14 protein-coding genes are annotated in these 17,346 nt (G+C 44.4%); 6 read left to right on the top strand and 8 right to left on the bottom strand.

Annotated elements, in window-relative coordinates:
• Positions 1-61: 61 nt before the first annotated feature.
• Entirely contained in the window at positions 62-2,818 is a 2,757-nt protein-coding gene (locus A8C56_RS05225; protein ID WP_067752983.1) for a 2-oxoglutarate dehydrogenase E1 component, read from the bottom strand.
• A gap of 241 nt (positions 2,819-3,059) precedes the next feature.
• On the opposite strand from A8C56_RS05225, the gene rpsT reads away from it, so the two are divergent.
• On the top strand, positions 3,060-3,323 hold the full coding sequence (rpsT, locus tag A8C56_RS05220) for a 30S ribosomal protein S20 (protein WP_067752980.1): 264 nt from the start codon (positions 3,060-3,062) through the stop codon (positions 3,321-3,323).
• A gap of 77 nt (positions 3,324-3,400) precedes the next feature.
• Here rpsT and murQ read toward each other — a convergent pair whose 3' ends face one another.
• Positions 3,401-4,219: an N-acetylmuramic acid 6-phosphate etherase gene (murQ, locus tag A8C56_RS05215; RefSeq protein WP_067761613.1), complete on the bottom strand. Its 819-nt coding sequence runs from the start codon at positions 4,217-4,219 to the stop codon at positions 3,401-3,403.
• A 26-nt stretch (positions 4,220-4,245) separates the two neighbouring features.
• The gene (locus tag A8C56_RS05210) at positions 4,246-5,088 is read right to left on the bottom strand and encodes an N-acetylglucosamine kinase (protein ID WP_084490020.1); all 843 of its coding nucleotides are present in this window, start codon (positions 5,086-5,088) and stop codon (positions 4,246-4,248) included.
• Positions 5,089-5,260: 172 nt separating this feature from the next.
• On the opposite strand from A8C56_RS05210, the gene A8C56_RS05205 reads away from it, so the two are divergent.
• The 3 genes from A8C56_RS05205 to A8C56_RS05195 all read left to right on the top strand — a co-directional run bounded on the left by A8C56_RS05205 (position 5,261) and on the right by A8C56_RS05195 (position 8,700).
• Positions 5,261-6,850: a S41 family peptidase gene (locus A8C56_RS05205; protein ID WP_067752977.1), complete on the top strand. Its 1,590-nt coding sequence runs from the start codon at positions 5,261-5,263 to the stop codon at positions 6,848-6,850.
• A 1-nt stretch (position 6,851) separates the two neighbouring features.
• The gene (locus A8C56_RS05200; protein WP_067752974.1) at positions 6,852-8,213 is read left to right on the top strand and encodes a pyridoxal-phosphate dependent enzyme; all 1,362 of its coding nucleotides are present in this window, start codon (positions 6,852-6,854) and stop codon (positions 8,211-8,213) included.
• Positions 8,214-8,439: 226 nt separating this feature from the next.
• Positions 8,440-8,700 carry a hypothetical protein gene (locus A8C56_RS05195; RefSeq protein WP_067752971.1) on the top strand — a complete coding sequence of 87 codons (261 nt, stop codon included), beginning with the start codon at positions 8,440-8,442 and terminating at the stop codon, positions 8,698-8,700.
• Positions 8,701-8,825: 125 nt separating this feature from the next.
• On the opposite strand, the gene A8C56_RS05190 is transcribed toward A8C56_RS05195, so the two are convergent.
• The 3 genes from A8C56_RS05190 to A8C56_RS05180 all read right to left on the bottom strand — a co-directional run bounded on the left by A8C56_RS05190 (position 8,826) and on the right by A8C56_RS05180 (position 12,025).
• The gene (locus A8C56_RS05190) at positions 8,826-9,305 is read right to left on the bottom strand and encodes a VOC family protein (protein WP_218917246.1); all 480 of its coding nucleotides are present in this window, start codon (positions 9,303-9,305) and stop codon (positions 8,826-8,828) included.
• A gap of 396 nt (positions 9,306-9,701) precedes the next feature.
• Complete coding sequence (locus tag A8C56_RS05185) at positions 9,702-10,313, bottom strand: DUF922 domain-containing protein (RefSeq protein ID WP_067752968.1); 612 nt, start codon at positions 10,311-10,313, stop codon at positions 9,702-9,704.
• Between the two features lie 2 nt (positions 10,314-10,315).
• Positions 10,316-12,025: a hypothetical protein gene (locus A8C56_RS05180; RefSeq protein WP_067752965.1), complete on the bottom strand. Its 1,710-nt coding sequence runs from the start codon at positions 12,023-12,025 to the stop codon at positions 10,316-10,318.
• 172 nt (positions 12,026-12,197) lie between these two features.
• Here A8C56_RS05180 and A8C56_RS05175 point away from each other — a divergent pair, with 172 nt between their 5' ends.
• A complete protein-coding gene (locus tag A8C56_RS05175) occupies positions 12,198-13,562 on the top strand; it encodes a dihydroorotase (RefSeq protein ID WP_067752962.1) in 1,365 nt (454 codons plus the stop codon).
• A 47-nt stretch (positions 13,563-13,609) separates the two neighbouring features.
• Positions 13,610-14,926 (top strand): MutS-related protein, encoded by a 1,317-nt coding sequence (locus tag A8C56_RS05170; protein WP_067752959.1) that lies wholly within the window; start codon positions 13,610-13,612, stop codon positions 14,924-14,926.
• A gap of 633 nt (positions 14,927-15,559) precedes the next feature.
• Here the strand turns inward: A8C56_RS05170 and yihA are convergent.
• Positions 15,560-16,195 carry a ribosome biogenesis GTP-binding protein YihA/YsxC gene (yihA, locus tag A8C56_RS05165; protein ID WP_067752957.1) on the bottom strand — a complete coding sequence of 212 codons (636 nt, stop codon included), beginning with the start codon at positions 16,193-16,195 and terminating at the stop codon, positions 15,560-15,562.
• Positions 16,196-16,205: 10 nt separating this feature from the next.
• A complete protein-coding gene (locus A8C56_RS05160) occupies positions 16,206-17,228 on the bottom strand; it encodes a GntR family transcriptional regulator (protein ID WP_067752955.1) in 1,023 nt (340 codons plus the stop codon).
• Positions 17,229-17,346: the final 118 nt, after the last annotated feature.

Below are 17,346 nucleotides of genomic sequence, written 5' to 3'. Positions count from 1 at the left end.
ACAGCTCATGTTTAGTTTTGAATAGATGAAAAGGGCGGAATTTCTATTCCGCCCACTCTATTTACATTGAAAAAGCTGTATTAATGATCTCCTCCTGCTCTGCTTTATGCACTTTCATAAATCCGGAAGCAGGTGCCGCGCTTGGTTTACGGCCAATGATACCATAATTGATATCTTTCAGGTTCATTTGCAGGAAGGAGGCCGCACCCATATTCAGCGGTTCTTCCTGTACCCAGTACCAAACAGCATTCTTGTATTTGGCATACAGGTCGTCCAGCTGTTTTTTAGGCAGGGGGTACAATTGCTCCATACGAATAACAGCAACATCCTTACGGTTATCCTTCACCTGTTTTTCAGCAAGATCAAAATAGATCTTACCGGAACAGAACAACACTGTTTTTACTGTTACAGGATCGTCTGCAAACGCATCATCGATCACCTCCCGGAAACGGCCGTTCGTGAACTCCTCTTTTAATGAATAGCTGCCCGGATGCCTGAGATTGGCTTTAGGTGCAAAGTTGATCAGTGGTTTACGGAAAGGCCATTTAAGCTGGCGGCGCAGCGCATGGAAATAATTGGCGGCCGTAGTGATATTGGTCACCACAATATTCAGCTCAGCACAGGACTGTAAAAAGCGTTCAATCCGCGCACTGCTGTGCTCCGGCCCCTGCCCTTCAAAACCGTGCGGCAGCAGCATTACCAATCCGTCCATACGGTTCCATTTTTGCTCAGCGCTGGTAATAAACTGATCGATCAGGGTCTGGGCGCCATTTGCAAAATCACCGAACTGTGCCTCCCATACAACCAGCACATTAGGGGTTGCCAGTGCAAAACCGTATTCAAAGCCCAGTACGGCATACTCGCTTAACAGTGAGTTATAGATCCTGAATTTGGCTGTGGAGCCGGGTAACCCGCTCAAACGGTTATAGGCAGCATCCGTAACTTCATCTCTCAGCACGGCATGGCGGGAACTAAAAGTACCCCGGCCAACATCCTGGCCAGACATGCGCACATCAGAGCCATCCAGCAGCAGGGAACCAAAAGCCATTAATTCACCGGTTGCCCAATCCACTTTTTGTTCGGTTTCCAGCAGTTTTACTTTATCCTGAAGCAGCTTGGCTACTTTTCTTAAAGGAGTAAACCCATCGGGGATCTTCATAAGTGCATCAAAGATTGTTTTGAAGTGCTCCCCGCTGATTGCGGTATCCGGGCTTTTTTCAAAATCCAGCGCAGTAGCTTTACGCAGGCTTTTCCATTGCAGTTCCGGATCCTGATAAGTATAGGGCAACGGATGCTGCTTTACTTCATCCAGGCGGTCCTGCAGGTCGTCCCAGAACTTTTTCTCCATTTCCTTTGCCAGTTCCTTGGTATCTTCCTCACCCTTATCCAGTAAATATTTTATATACACTTCCCGGGGATTGGGATGTTTGTCAATAAGGGCGTACATCGTTGGCTGTGTAAATTTGGGATCATCTCCCTCATTATGCCCATGTTTCCGGTAGCACACCATGTCAATAAACACATCCGCATGAAACTCGTTCCTGTAGCGCATGGCTATTTCCGCGCACTTTACAACGGCTTCCGGATCGTCTCCGTTCACGTGTAAAACCGGCGACTGCACGATTGCTGCCAGCGATGTGCAATAATCTGAGCTGCGCGCATCAGAAAAATCAGTTGTAAAACCGATCTGGTTATTGATGACAAAATGAATGGTACCGCCTGTATAATATCCGTTCAGTTTGGACATCTGCAATAACTCATAAACAACGCCCTGCCCTGCCAGTGCGGCGTCCCCATGTATCAATATGGGCAATACACTTTCATAACGCTCATTATGTAAAATATTGGCACTGCTTCTTGCAAAGCCCAGCACAACCGGGTCCACAGCTTCCAGGTGCGAAGGATTGGGCATTAGCTTCAAATGCACCTTTTCGCCATTGGCAGCTTCTATAACACTTCCATACCCCAGGTGATACTTCACATCACCGCTGCCCATGGTCTGATTGATCTCTCCCGTGCCTTCAAATTCGCTAAAGATCTGCTCATATGTCTTACCCAGAATATTTGCCAGCACATTTAAGCGGCCGCGGTGAGCCATACCGATCACAACTTCTTTCACCTCCAGCTCTGCTCCTTTATTAATAATAGCATCCAACGCCGGAATGGTTGTTTCACCACCTTCCAGGGAAAACCGTTTCTGCCCCACATATTTGGTGTGAAGGAACTTTTCAAACATCACCCCTTCATTCAGCTTTTCAAGGATCCGTTTCTTTTGTTCCAGCGGTAACGGATTGGTAAATTTCTTTTCCATTTCATTGGTCAGCCAGTCTACCTTTTTCTGATCACTGATATATTTGAACTCGATACCTACATGACCTGCATAGCATTTTTTAAGATGCGACAGTATATTCCGCAGCGGGGTAGTGCCCAGGCCGATCAGGCTGCCGGCTTCATATTCATTGTCCAGATCTTCTTCTGACAGTCCGAAAAAAGGAAGATCAAGATTGGCGCCCCGGTCCTTTCTTTTTTTAATAGGGTTGGTATCTGCCAGCAAATGACCTTTATTCCTGTAGCCCAGTATTAGCCGGTATACGGCGATCTCTTTTCTCCAGTCAGTTCCCGGGGTAGCTAATGTGCTGCTGCCGGCAGCCCTGGTTGTTCCGTTCTTTTCTGCCAGGCCATTGCCGATGGCAAAATCAAATCCTTCAAAAAATTTTTTTAATTCAGTATCAACATTTTCCGGGTTTTTTACAAACTCCTTGTACATATTTTCTATAAACTCAGGAGAGGAGCTTGTAATGTATGAAAAATCTTTCATTGTAAATCAGCTATTTATATATGATTATATTTATCCTTTGGGTGCGAAGATCACTTTCGGAAATTGCCCCACAAGATACGCAATATTTACACAACCCAAACGCTCTGCCCTGCTATTTTAAGTTCTGTTTAATATATTGCAGCCTGTCAAAATAATGAATTGAAATAATTTACCGTAAAATCGTAATTTTTCATTTATTTACGTTACCTTTGCCGTCCGAAAAATCCAAAAAAAGAGAGCAATGGCGAATCATAAAGCTACAAAAAAACATGCACGTCAGGCCTTAAAGCGTCGCGACAGCAACAAATATTATGGCAAAACCACCCGTAACGCTATTAAAGATTTAAGAGCCGGGGATGCAAAAGAAGCAAAGGACAAATTGCCTTCTGTTGAAAGCATGATCGATAAATTAGCTAAAAAAGGGGTTATCCACCGCAAAAAGGCGGCGAACCTGAAAAGCAAATTAGCTCGTAAGATCAATACAGATCTTGCTGCCGCCCAATAATTATTTCAACCTTACTTATTATAAAAAAAGGAAGAGCGTTCACTCTTCCTTTTGTTGTTATGATCACTTTTCGTATTTTATAAAGCCTTGTATTCAGCAACTGCGTTTTTCACGCTTTTATTTTTCAGCAGCAGGTGCTTTGCCTGCTCATAATCAGTAATACCGGTTTGCTCCATCACCATTTTTGTTCCGCGGTCAATCAGCTTGGAGTTCGTAAGCTGCATGTTTACCATACGGTTTCCTTCTACCCTGCCTAACTGGATCATAACGGTGGTAGAGATCATATTCAGCACCAGCTTTTGGGCGGTACCGCTTTTCATACGGGTGCTCCCTGTTACAAATTCAGGCCCAACGATCACTTCTATGGGATAATCGGCCACTTCGCTGACCAGCGCATTCGGGTTGGAAGCAATGCTGCCGGTAACAATGCCTCTTTTCTGGCACTCGCGCAAAGCACCGATAACATAAGGAGTAGAACCGCTTGCGGCCACGCCTACCACCACATCTTTATCATTAACCTTATAGGCGACCAGATCCCTCCAGCCCTGCATGTCATCATCTTCAGCATTTTCAACTGGGGTTGTAATGGCTTTGCTGCCACCGGCTATTACACCAATTACCACGCCCGCCGGAAGTCCATAGGTAGGAGGTATTTCACTGGCATCCAGGATTCCCAAACGTCCACTGGTTCCCGCACCTATATAAAACAGCCGTCCGCCTACTACCATATGCTCTACTATAGCCTGTATTAATTTTTCTATATCCGGAATTACTTTTTTAACAGCCAGGGGCACGGTCTGGTCTTCTTTATTCATAGAGGTTAGCAATTCCAGCACAGACATTTTTTCCAAATGATCATATTTACTGGACTGTTCGGTGATTTTTTCTCTCGTCATATAAAAAAACAAATTATGTTTAATCGTTATGAATGGTATTCAATAAGGCCTTTCATCGGTTTTTGAAGGATCTTACCCAACTCAAAACTATAGCTGCTGCACAGGTCTTTGAGCACGTCCTTAAAGCCGAACGCAATGCTGCCTACAAAATTAACGGGATATTTCCAGGCTTCCCGGAACTTGCAGAGATGGGTAAAGAAAAAATCGTTCAGCCCGTCTTCAATAATGTTCTCTACCATATAATGGCCGCGGTTGTCTGCCAGGAACCTGGCAAAACCTGCAAGATACCGGTTAGGCAGCGGCTGCTTATATACCCGTTCCAGTATTTCGGCGCTATTGGTTACATAAGCTGCATCAAAGCGGGCCCTTAGGTCTTCATCAAAGGTATTATAGAGATAATACTGGATCACCTTACGCCCCAGGTAAGCACCGCTGCCTTCATCGCCCAGCACATACCCCAGGCCGGGGTTATTTTTACGGATCTTCTTTCCGTCATAGAAGCAGGAACTGGAGCCTGTGCCCAGGATGCTGGCCACCCCCTTACTGTGTACACAAAGCCCGCGGGCTGCACCTTCCACATCATGCCAGACAGCTACCCTGGCTGCTTTAAACAGCCGGCGAAGGCTTTTCAGAACCAGAGCCCGGTTATCCGGGTTCAGGCAACCGGTGCCATAATAAAAAACTTCCTCCACTTCCACCCTGCCCAACCTGGGAAGCAGTTCCCTGCTTAACAAATCCTCGATCTGGCTGCCATCTAAAAAATAAGGACTTATACCGCTTGTAAGTATGGTTTTGATTTTACCGTTATTCAGAAGGCACCATTCAGCTTTTGTAGAACCGGCATCCGCAATGAGTTGCACTTTTGTCATCGAAACTGATATTTTACCTGATCGCTATTAGGATGATTCGCTCTGCAATATAAGTATCAAAAACGGCTTATTGATAAAATAATAACAAAATGATTTGATTTCTGAAATAAACAGCAAAGATTGGCTATTTTGCGTGTCCCTGCTTATAGCGGGATGAAACAAAAGAATAGGGATGAAAAAGAAATTTGAGGTATGGTTACCATTGCTGTTTTCCATTGCAATGATCATTGGGATGTTTATTGGCTATAAACTAAGAGGAGCACAACCGAACGGAGGTTTTTCAAGGGTGGCCAGCAGTTCCCCTCTGGATGAAGCAACCGAGATCATTAAACAGAAATATGTGGATTCTGTAAAAATAGATTCACTGGAAGCCAATGCCCTTAGGGAAATAATGAATGAGCTGGACCCACACTCTGTTTACCTGCCACCAGCAGAGCTAAAAGAAACCACTGAAGACCTGTCGGGCCGGTTTGTAGGCATTGGGGTTGAGTACCGGATCATAAAGGATACAGTCAATATTATGTCCGTTGTTAAAAATGGCCCCAGTGAAAAGGCCCGGCTGCAAACAGGCGACAAGATCATCAGGGTGAACGATTCTACCATCGCGGGGAAAAAACTCAGCAATACAGGCGTCAGCAACCTGATCAGAGGGGAAAAAGGCACTCCTGTAACCCTTCAGATATTACGGGGCAGCCAGCTTTTAAACATTTCTGTTACAAGGGCCGATATTCCCAAACCAACATTGGTGGCGGCTTATATGATTGATAAAAACATTGGGTATATTAAACTGGATCTGTTTGGCAGCACCAGCTACCGCGAATTTATGGAGGCGATGGAACGGCTGAAAAAAGAAGGACTGACCGAGCTCATATTTGATCTGCGTGGAAATGGTGGTGGCTATATGGACGCAGCCATTGATATTGCAGATGAATTTTTGAGCGGTGATAAGCTGATCGTTTATACGGAGGGGATCAACAGTCCTAAAAAAGAATATCGCTGCAAGCGGCCGGGCATCTTTGAGAACGGCAAGCTGACCGTTCTGGTAGATGAGCTTTCCGCAAGCGCCAGTGAAATCCTGAGCGGAGCGCTCCAGGACTGGGACCGTGCTACCATTATCGGGCGCAGAACCTTTGGCAAGGGCCTGGTACAGGAAATATTTCCGCTAAGTGATGGCGCAGCGCTGAAGCTGACCGTGGCGCGCTATTATACGCCATTGGGCAGAAGCATCCAGCGCTCTTACAGCAAAGGCAGGAAGGTGTATATGGACGAAATATGGAACCGTTATGCAAACGGGCAGGCATACTTTGCCGACAGCAATAAAGTAAATACCGGCAAACAGTATAAAACCCCTGATGGGCGCATTCTGTACGGCAGCGGCGGAATTATGCCGGACATTTTTGTTGGGTTAGATACCACAAAAACATCAAAGGAGATCAATAAACTGTTTTTCAACGGATCGTTCAATGATTTTGTTTACCAATATTATATAGAGAACCAGAAGGTGTTGGATCCTTACCAGTCCCCGATCACCTTTTCACAACAATTTGAGCCGGGCAGGATCATGTGGCAGCAGTTTGTAAGCTGGGCCCAAAAGGATTCAACCAATCTTGCCAATATTTCAGCTGCCGAACGGACAAGGGTTCAGAACCGGATGGAAGCCTACCTGGCACGGTTTAAATGGAACGATAATGGTTTTTACGAGGTGCTGAACCTTACTGATCCTGTAGTTGCAAAATCGATCGAATTCCTAAAATCGAAATGAAATGGATATAAAAAATAATATACTGGAAACAATTGGCAATACCCCCTTAATAAGGCTGAACAGGATCACAAAGGAATTACCCTGTACGGTAGCTGCCAAAGTAGATTATTTTAACCCCGGTAACAGCATTAAAGACCGCATGGCAATAAAAATGATCGAAGTAGCAGAAGCCGAGGGAAAATTAAAACCGGGCGGCACCATTATTGAAGGCACCAGCGGCAATACCGGTATGGGGCTTGCTTTGGGCGCTATTGTAAAAGGCTATCAATGCATTTTTGTTACCACTGATAAACAATCAAAAGAAAAAGCTGACGTGCTGAAGGCGATGGGCGCCGAGGTAATTGTGTGTCCCACGAATGTAGAACCGGAAGACCCGCAAAGCTATTACAGTGTTGCAGCAAGACTTTCAAAGGAAATACCTAACTCTTATCATATGAACCAATATGATAACCTGGCTAACCGCCTGGCACATTATGAAACAACGGGGCCCGAGATCTGGAAACAAACAGATGGAAAGATCACGCATCTTGTTTGTACTGCCGGAACCGGAGGAACCATTACCGGAACAGCGATGTATCTGAAAGAACAAAATCCCGGTATAAAAGTTTGGGCCGTAGATGCCTACGGCTCATTGCTAACAAAATATTTCAATACCGGGGAAATAGATATGAACGAGGTATACCCTTATTTCAGTGAAGGCTTTGGTGAAGATTTTATTCCCAGGAACTATGATATGAGCATCATTGATGCGTTCACACAGGTAACAGATAAAGAGGGCGCCATTATGGCACGCAAACTGGCAAAAGAAGAAGGCTTATTTTGCGGGTACAGCGCCGGAAGCTGTCTGAAAGGGTTGATGCAGCTTAAAGACAGCCTTAAAAAAGACGACCTGGTAGTTTGTATTTTCCATGATCATGGCAGCCGTTATGTAGCAAAGATCTATAACGATCAGTGGATGATGGAACGGGGATTCCTGGAGGTGAAAACCTTCAGGGATATCATCAGCGGGCGGCCTGTTGGCAACAAGCTGATCAGTGTGGAAAGCAACCAGACTGTTGGTGCCGCGGTAGAACTGATGCGTAAATATGATATTGAGATGATACCGGTACTGAAGGATGGCGAAATTATTGGCTCTATCAGCGAGAGCGGGCTTTTTCAGAAAATATTCTCCAATCCCGACCTGAAGCATGAAGTTATTGGGAATCTGCTGGAGCCTGCATTTCCCATTGTGAACTTCAACACGTCGCTTGAAAAGTTAAAATCGTTTTTAACAAGAGAAAACGGCGCGGTAATGAGCAGGGATGAAGCAGGCAATTATCATATCATTACCAAATACGATGTATTACAGGCGCTGGGCGGCTAACCGGAACTTTGCCTGCAAACAATTATTATTTAAACATTCAACTCCTATAACGAATTATGAAAGTAGCAAACCCTACCGGAAAAACACTTGAAGAATTGCAGAACAGCTTATCTGTTTTATACCCGGCACAAAAATTAACAGGCCCCTGTTTGGACTAGCTCCCAGGAACCTGGTGGTACCAACAGATAATTTCAAGCACGTAATAAGACCGGTTAAAAAGAACACTATGTTGATCACTGATTTTGTGCCCCCGGTTTTTATTACCATCCTGGCCATTGTTCTGGGTCTGATCGGCTCTTTTGTAATGGCGTTTATTGTGTATTCTATGGGCGGCCGGTTTACTATCGGAGGGGTTCTATGGATCGTTCTGCTATTGCTGCTGTTAAAATTCATTTATAAGTTGAACAATAAAGAGAAATTTGACAGATTCCATATGGATCTGAATACCGCACTGACACAATCCGGCCAGCCGGGTTCTATTTTCTGATGGGGGTAGCCTGTGCTTTCCTCTCAGCTGTCAAATGGCAGACGTGTGCATCACACACAGTTGAAGCCGCAACCCTTACGGGAGCAAAAAACTTTCTATGTACCTGAACTTATTTTTTTATTCCGCTAATCAACAGCTTCCCATAGTTCAACCTTGTTCCCTTCCCCATCCAGTATATGCACAAATTTGCCGTAATCATATGTTTCAATGTTGTCCACAATAGTCACTCCTTCTTTTTTTAGTTCCTCCACAAGTGCTTCCAGATTTTCAACCCGGTAGTTGATCATAAAGTCCTGTTTCGATGGTTCAAAGTATTTCGTCGTTTCCGGAAATGGTGTCCACTGTGTCTGAGCTTTTTTTGAACTGTCCGGGGCTTCATACCACTCAAAGCCTGCACCATAAGGATTTGTGTTCAACCCAAGGTGTTTTTGGTACCATTCTGTAATTTTTTTCGGGTCTTTGCTTTTGAAAAAAATGCCGCCGATCCCTGTTACTCTCTTCATTTTATAATTATTATTTGTTGTTTTCGTCGTAATTGCCTTAAAAGCGAAACCTAAGAAAAAGGTTGTCGCAAATAATAAAGTTATTAAAATTGTCTTCTTCATTTTTGTCAGTTTTATTGTCGTTGTTCGGTGTCAGCTTCTGTGTTTACCGCTCACTGCGGTTATAGTAAGTGTAAAATAACTATAATACCGGAATCGCTTTCTGATAATGCAGAGATTTCTTCCACATACCGGCGGATTATGTTGTACACATTATTTTTTCTTGTATTACCTTCTTGTATTGCAGGTTCAGGCAGATTATAGACCAGAACAAAGCATTGCACCCCCGGGCTGTATCAAAAGTTCTCTATTGTTTTGCTGAATTTATTTCAGCATCTAAATGAGCTATGATTCTCAATAGGTTCTGAACCAGGTTCTGAACGACATTACGTTCTGAAATGACTTTTGATATAGCCTCATTGGCCACGTACCGGCAAGGCCCGGCCATCTTTCTGTTTTTTACCGGATGTCAAGAAAAAAATCCTTCTGGCTATAAGCGGAAAGGCGGCTCAGCCGTTTGGCAATAGCCCTATTCCATTCCCGCTGTTTTGGTTCATTACGCCCATTATTGGTTTCTTTATCATAAAGCTTTTGAAGCGCAGCAGCTTCCTTAGAAAGGCGTTGCATTTCATTGGTTATTTCCGAAGCATAGTTCCTGGAAAAATGATGGGTTTGCAAAAACCGGGAGGCCTCCCGGGCAAAGATCTCTGAAATATCAAAATGTTTCTGCTCATGATTTAAGAGATAAGCAACCGCAGATACGCCGGCATTGAGCACAGGTGCTTTTATATAAGAATTTCCGGGGTACATTAACGCCTGTATCTTTATAAAGTTGCGCCCCTTTTCTTTTCCTGAATTGATATGTGTCAGCGTATATAAAAAACCGGTCCGGGTTACAGCCTGGTTAACGCCCAACTGCTTTGGAATATACTGGCCCGCGCGCACAACTTTAAAGTCTGTTATCTTTAAAACCCGGGTAGCCGACCATTCAATTGCAGGCGCAGCATTTCCTGCCTGAGCATTTGAAATCTGCGCAGCCAGCAAAAGGCCTGCAAGTATGATCCCCCTCATTGTTAAAATAAAAAGTCCCGCCGTGCCATATTCCACCGGAGCCCTACAGCAGCCCACTTGGTGGTATTATCCGGCACTCCCTGCACCCTGTATTTGCGGTACATGCCGCTTACATCTATGAACAGGTTCTGAATGATCTCATAAGACACGGTCAGTGAACCCAGCATACCTTTATTGCTAATGCCTCCACCAATATAATAGCCGTCATCATATAACCGGCCATCCCTGTAATTGCGGAACAGATCTCCGCCATAACTGGGCGAGGACCATGCTGTATAATAATTAGTGGTATCCAATCCTTTATTATACATAATCAGCATGGCCTTTAAATATAATTTCGGCAAAGGCTGATAGTTGGCAATACCTACAAATTCCCTGAAATTGGCGCCCAACGGGTGCGCCAGCGGCTGGTTATAATGCAGGAAGTTGTTCTGAGCCCACTTATCAGTGTAAGTAAACGGTCGTACAAAATTGCCCTCTACCTGCAGATCCAGGTTCTTAACCGTAAAGGCATCAGCATATTTAGCGCCTATCTGGTAACCGAATTTATTTACCCAGGGCCCGTTTGATTTTAATACTTTGCTCACAACAAATTCATTGATCAGCCATTGACCATACGCCTGGAACTGGCGGGCAAAATTGGCCTTTACATCCAACCCGATGCTGGACTTTGCACTATTGCCCGTATAAGAGGAGTATGCCCTGTTAAACATGGAAGGATTCAGGTAGCCCACCTGTAAGCCACCGTTCTTTTCACTGTTAAACATAGTGCTTTCAAAAAAGCCCAGCTTCAGCCAGTTGGTTGCCTGCCAGGTGAGGTAGTGGAACATCATGTAATTCCGCGGTCTGGTAGAATCTCTTGTATAAGAATTATCAAAAGGCGCAATGGTTTGAGCGGCTACTGATGTGAGCTGAAAATTACCCGCCTGCACTGCCATTTTCAGGAATGGGTAAGGCGCGCTGAAATCACTGATGAATAAGCTGCGATAACCATCGCCTATAAAGAACTTATCATGCGCCAACTGGAAGTCGATGTATTTACCGGCATGAAATGTAATGCCGCCACGCACATTCCAGTAATCATATCCATCTGTTTTATATTTCTTATAATATCCCATACCGGGCACACTGACATGAGCACTGGTAAAATCCTGCACATATCGTGGATCCCGCTCCTGGTTCTCTGAAAAATACAGGTAATAGCCTACCCGCTGGTCGATCTGCCCCCGAAAGCGGATACCTCTTGTATTTACAAAAGTATTGGTTCCGGTTGCCCTTCCTATTTCAAAATTCAGAACAGGATCGATGATCAGGCTATACTGATCGCCTTTGTCTATCATATACAAATGCGACGGGTTTTCAAAGAAAGCGCCCAATATGGGCTTTCTTTTGAAAGAATCCCGGTAGTTGGCTGTCCAGTCGGAGTTATTCATCATCATGCTCCGGATATTGTACCGGTCTACTTTGGTCAGCACCCCTTCCAAAGCACCAGCCTTATCCAGTGAATCGATCCGTTCTACCCGTTCGGTTGCCCTTTTACGCCCCCAGGGCCTGACCGTTGTAAAGCGTAAAACTGAATCATTGCGCAGCTTTATATCCAGTCTTTCTATTAAGCGGTTTTGTTTATCGCTCAATTCAATATTGTCCGTTTGCGCCATACTGTAAAACGGAAGCAATACGAATACGATTTTCAGGAAATTTTTCATTTTCATACAAATAGGATAATGGTTTTACATTCAAAGCTTTACTCAGGAAAGCTTTTCATAATTTTCAGCAAAGATACTATCAACCAACATGTTACAATCCTTTCATTTAAAATCAATTAAGTAATTTCGAAAAATCTGAAGGATTTTACTGATATTGTTGCACTTAATTACAAAAACCATGCAAACATTCTTAATAAAGGGCATAAACGTTGTAAATGAAGGAAAAATATATAATAGTGATGTGCTGATCCGGAATGGCCGGATTGAAAAAATTGCCCCGGTGATCCATACCAACCTGGCCGTTACAGAGATCTATGGCGATGAAAAATACCTTTTACCCGGTGTAATTGATGATCAGGTGCATTTCAGGGAGCCGGGGCTGACCCACAAAGCGACCATCTATACGGAAAGCAAGGCTGCCGTGGCAGGGGGGGTGACCAGTTTTATGGAAATGCCCAATACGGTGCCCCCTGCATTTACGCTGGAGCTGTTGGAAAACAAATATGAAACAGCGCGCCGCACATCCCTGGCCAACTATTCCTTTTTCATGGGCACCAATAATCAGAATGCAGCAGATGCCCTGGCAGCCAATCAGCATAAAGACAGGATCTGCGGCATAAAAGCCTTTATGGGCTCCAGTACAGGAAATTTACTGGTAGATAACCCGTTAGTGCTGGAAAAGTTATTTGGGGAAAGTGAGCTGCTCATTGCCACCCATTGTGAAGATGAGCGCATCATTAAAGCCAATTTACAAAAAGCAATGGCATCCGGCAGGGAACTGATTGCGGCAGACCACCCGGTTATCCGCAATGAAGAAGCCTGTTTTGAATCCTCTTTCTACGCCGTTCAACTGGCAAAAAAACATGGCAGCCGGCTCCATATCCTGCATATCAGCACCGAAAAAGAGCTGCAGCTATTTACCAATATGCTTCCTTTAAAAGACAAAAAGATCACTGCTGAAGTATGTGTGCATCACCTGCATTTTACAGCAGCCGACTACCCGGTGCAGGGCAATTTAATAAAATGCAACCCCGCCATCAAGGCTCCTCATAACCGCGAAGCATTGTGGAAGGCTTTACTGGACGACCGTTTGGATGTGATTGCTACCGATCATGCGCCACATACCTGGGAAGAAAAAAACGAGCCTTATCTGAAAGCACATGCCGGCGTTCCCCTGGTGCAGCACTCTTTACCGCTCATGCTGTATTATGTACAACAGGGCTACATTACCATTGAAAAAGTGGCTGAGAAAATGAGCCACGCCGTGGCAGACTGTTTCCAGATAAAAGAACGCGGCTATATACGGGAGGGATACCATGCCGATCTGGTGATCGTTGACAGGCACCGGCCCTTCCGGGCAACAAAGAACAATATCCTGTACAAGTGCCAATGGAGCCCCTTTGAACATGCCGATGGCAGCGGTACACCATTCCTTTTTCCTGCAAGCGTTACCCATACTTTTGTTAATGGGAACCTGGTTTATGGAAACGGGCAGTGGGATGAGTCTATAAAGGGACAGCGATTATTATTTGACAGGAAGTAAAGACCTGTGAGGTTTTTAAAACCTCACAGGTCTGTCAAACTTTTCTTATGCAGATCGACCATATTTCTTTTAATGATATTGCTATTTTTCACGAGGAGGAGGAATATTCCATTTTTCATAAGCTCAATTTTACACGTACATTCGGAGGCAGGGAATGGCTGCGCCACTACTTTTCAACCCCCTTCAGCGACATTACCAAAATTACAGGCACCCAGAATATCCTGAAGCAGTTGATCCTGCATGTGGATGAATGGCCGGAGGATATTACCAATGGAACGATCCTGGTAATGGACCGGTTCCTGGATTATGCGCTGGATAAAATAGGTAATAATCCGAATGCGGTAGATGCTATTATTTACCGGATATTCCATCACGCAGATTATACAATGGCACGTTTTTCCATCAGCCATTTCAGTGATTTTTTCAGAAGCATCCGCAAAATTGCAGATCTGCTGCGGGATGTTCCGCTTCCTGCCACTTTTAAGATACACCTGAATCGTATTGACCAGTTATTGAAAATAGAAGCATTCCGTCAATTATCGGAGTTGCATAAAGAGCAAACGATCCCGCTCAGCAGTAATGTTTACTATGCAGGCCAGTTGCGGCTGATACATAAAAGAGAGGTAGAGGAATTAATGGATATTTATTCCCGTCTGGACGCCTGGTATTCGATGGCTATGGCCGTAAAGCACTATCAGCTTTCCTTTCCGGTTTTTGTTGACCAGCAAATGCCCATGATCGAAGCGGAAGGGCTTTATCACATCCTGTTGCAAAACCCAGTGCCTTATAACCTGGATATTACACAGGAAAACAATTTCCTGTTCTTAACCGGCGCTAATATGGCGGGTAAAAGCACGCTGATCAAATCCGTTGGTGCATCCGTGTTCCTGGCCCACATTGGCATGGGCGTTCCGGCCCAATCTATGCGCCTGACCTTATTTGACGGGCTCATCAGCAACATTAATGTGGTGGACAATATTGTAAAAGGGGAAAGCTATTTCTTTAACGAGGTACAACGTATAAAAAATACGGTTGAAAAAATAAGCAACGGGCAAAAATGGCTGGTGCTGATTGATGAATTGTTTAAAGGCACCAATGTTCAGGATGCAATGCGCTGCTCGCTTGCTGTTATTAAAGGGCTGTTAAAGGTAAAGACCTCTTTATTTGTGCTTTCCACCCACCTGTATGAGATAGGAGAAGACCTTGAAGAGGAAAGCTCCATTACCTTCAGGCATTTTGAAACCACCGTAACAGAAGACACGCTTTCCTTCAGCTACCAGCTAAAGGAGGGCATCAGTAAGGACAGGCTGGGATATTTTATTCTGAAAAAAGAAAAAGTGATCGAGCTGCTGGACAAGCTGTAATTACCGGCCCAGGATGGCTAAAAGACCACCTGATTGTTATATTGAGTTTTTAGCAATGGAGCCATGACGCTTTCGGTCTTCTAAAAAGAAATGCAATCCTTCCCCGGATGAAGCACAGCGAAACCGAGGGGTCTCTAACTTTGCAGAGATTCCTCCGCTCATTCCGCTCCGCTCCATCCGGCCGGAATGACGTTCCGTATGCAGATGCATTTCCAACAACTTACAACATATATCATTAACCGCCTCTATATGCTGCGTTGGCCGTGCCCTCTCAACCACATTTTTATTATTACGGCGTTACGCGCCTTTCGGGGCTTTGGTTATTTTGCTGCTACGAATATTTTGGCTGCTCTGCAGCTATGCTTTCCCCATAGCGTATGGTAAAGGTGCAGCGCACCGACACTATTTACAGATTCCATTCAAAATAACCGCAGAGCCGCAGCGCGGCGTGATATAAGCTTCTGCTGTTTCTGATTATCATATTGCTTCCTGTATCATCGTTTTAAAGAAAATATTTGTGTCTGCACGATAAGGTAGATACCGGGACAGGCTGACATCAGTTTTTGTTCAGGCCCCATCTTTTACCGCTTTAATTATAAAGTTTTGCTTTGAAACGACAGGTACTGAAGCGCTCTATTGCAATTGCCCGTTAAGGGCAGCAATATAATCCAGCACTGCTCCCCTTCCCCGCTTATCAATTGCAGAAGTAACAAAATGAACCGGCAGTTCTTCCCAGCTTTCTTTCAACCCGTTTAAAAAAGCGTCTACATTTCTTACCGTTGCTGCCGGTTTGTTTTTATCCGCCTTTGTAAACACCAGCGCAAAAGGCACACGCCATTCGCCCAACTGATTGATGAATTCAATGTCGATCGGCTGTGGTTCATGCCGGCTGTCGATCAGTACGAACATATTGACCAGGTTTTTCCTTTTGAGAATGTATTTTTCAATCATGGCCGACCAGTTCTTACGTTGCTTTTGTGAAACCTTTGCATACCCGTACCCCGGAAGGTCTACCAGGAACCAGGACGATTTTTCCATATGCCCCACTTTATTTCTTACACCTGTTATCACTTCAAAATGGTTGATCAGCTGCGTTTTTCCCGGTGCAGCAGAGGTTTTCGCCAGCCCTTTTTTATTACAAAGCATATTAATGAGGGATGATTTGCCCACATTGCTTCTTCCTATAAATGCATATTCCGGCCGGTCGGCAACAGGGCATTGCGCCTGCTCGGCACTGCTTTTTAAATAAGTAGCAGAAATCACTTCCATACAGGCAAAATTAAAGGGATGGCCGCAGTTGAAGATAAAAAGGTACAGGAACCTTCTTTTTTTCGCCACTTAATATGATCCGGGCAGCCTCCTCTCCCATTGCAGCAAAATCAGTAGAAAAAGTAGTAATGCCCTGCAGGATCAGCCGCTTTAAAGGCGTTTCGTTGTAACTGATCACTCCCACATCCTTTCCTATGGTTAATTTTGTTGCCAGTATTTTATCAATCAGTGTCACCAGGTCATCCTCCATGAGGCAAATATAGGCTTCCCCCCTGCCGATCACTTCCTTTTCTATATGATGCACCACTTTGGCATTAAATCCATGCTCTTCACAAAACTGCCTGAACCCCTTGGTAATCTCTAAAGGGAAATAAGAATATTCCGGCTCAATGATCTTTAATGTGGTATAATGCTTCAGCCGTTCCAGCGCCTGCTGAAGCGACCGGTAGATATCTTCCTCAAAATTTTCATACACAGCGCTGAACTCCCCTGTTACCCCGGGTACCAATTTGTCTAACAGGATCAGCTTTTCCCTAGGCAATGCGTTGATGATTTCCGCCGCGCCTTCTCCCCCGTCTATAAAATGGGTTATAATAACAAAGTGCGTATATTTTTTTTCAATATTCGAGATCAGTTTTTTAAACAAATTGAAGTCATTGTTATAGATATAAAAATCAATGACCGCCTTGGAGCCCAGGGTTTTTACAAAAGCATCGTAAATGATCTTTTTATGTGTGCTCAGCTTATTGAACAGCAAAAAAATCTTTACATCACTGGGCACTTCTTTTGTTTTTACATAATAGCCCTTACCAGGCACCGAGCCTAAAATGCCCAGCTTTTTCAGATGCCTGTAAGCTTTTTCCGCAGTGTCCCTAGATATATCAAATTCATAGCTCAGTTCATTAATAGAAGGCAGTATCTCATCTTTCTTAACCTCACCTGCTTCAATGGCATTTATGATTGACTGCGCCAGTTGCCGGTATTTGGGCGTGGCAGAAAGTACATCCAGTTCTATATAATTCAGAATATTCATGTTTTGTAACAAGCTTTCTCAGCCATTAAATGTAACAAAAATCCGCAAAGTATGTTAATGAGCCCTGTTTACAGCGGTCAAAAACTGATGCCATTTCTTCTGCATTGCAAGCATAAGC

Source organism: Niabella ginsenosidivorans, assembly GCF_001654455.1.
GTDB lineage: Bacteria > Bacteroidota > Bacteroidia > Chitinophagales > Chitinophagaceae > Niabella > Niabella ginsenosidivorans.
This window is presented reverse-complemented; position numbering and strand designations above follow the sequence as displayed.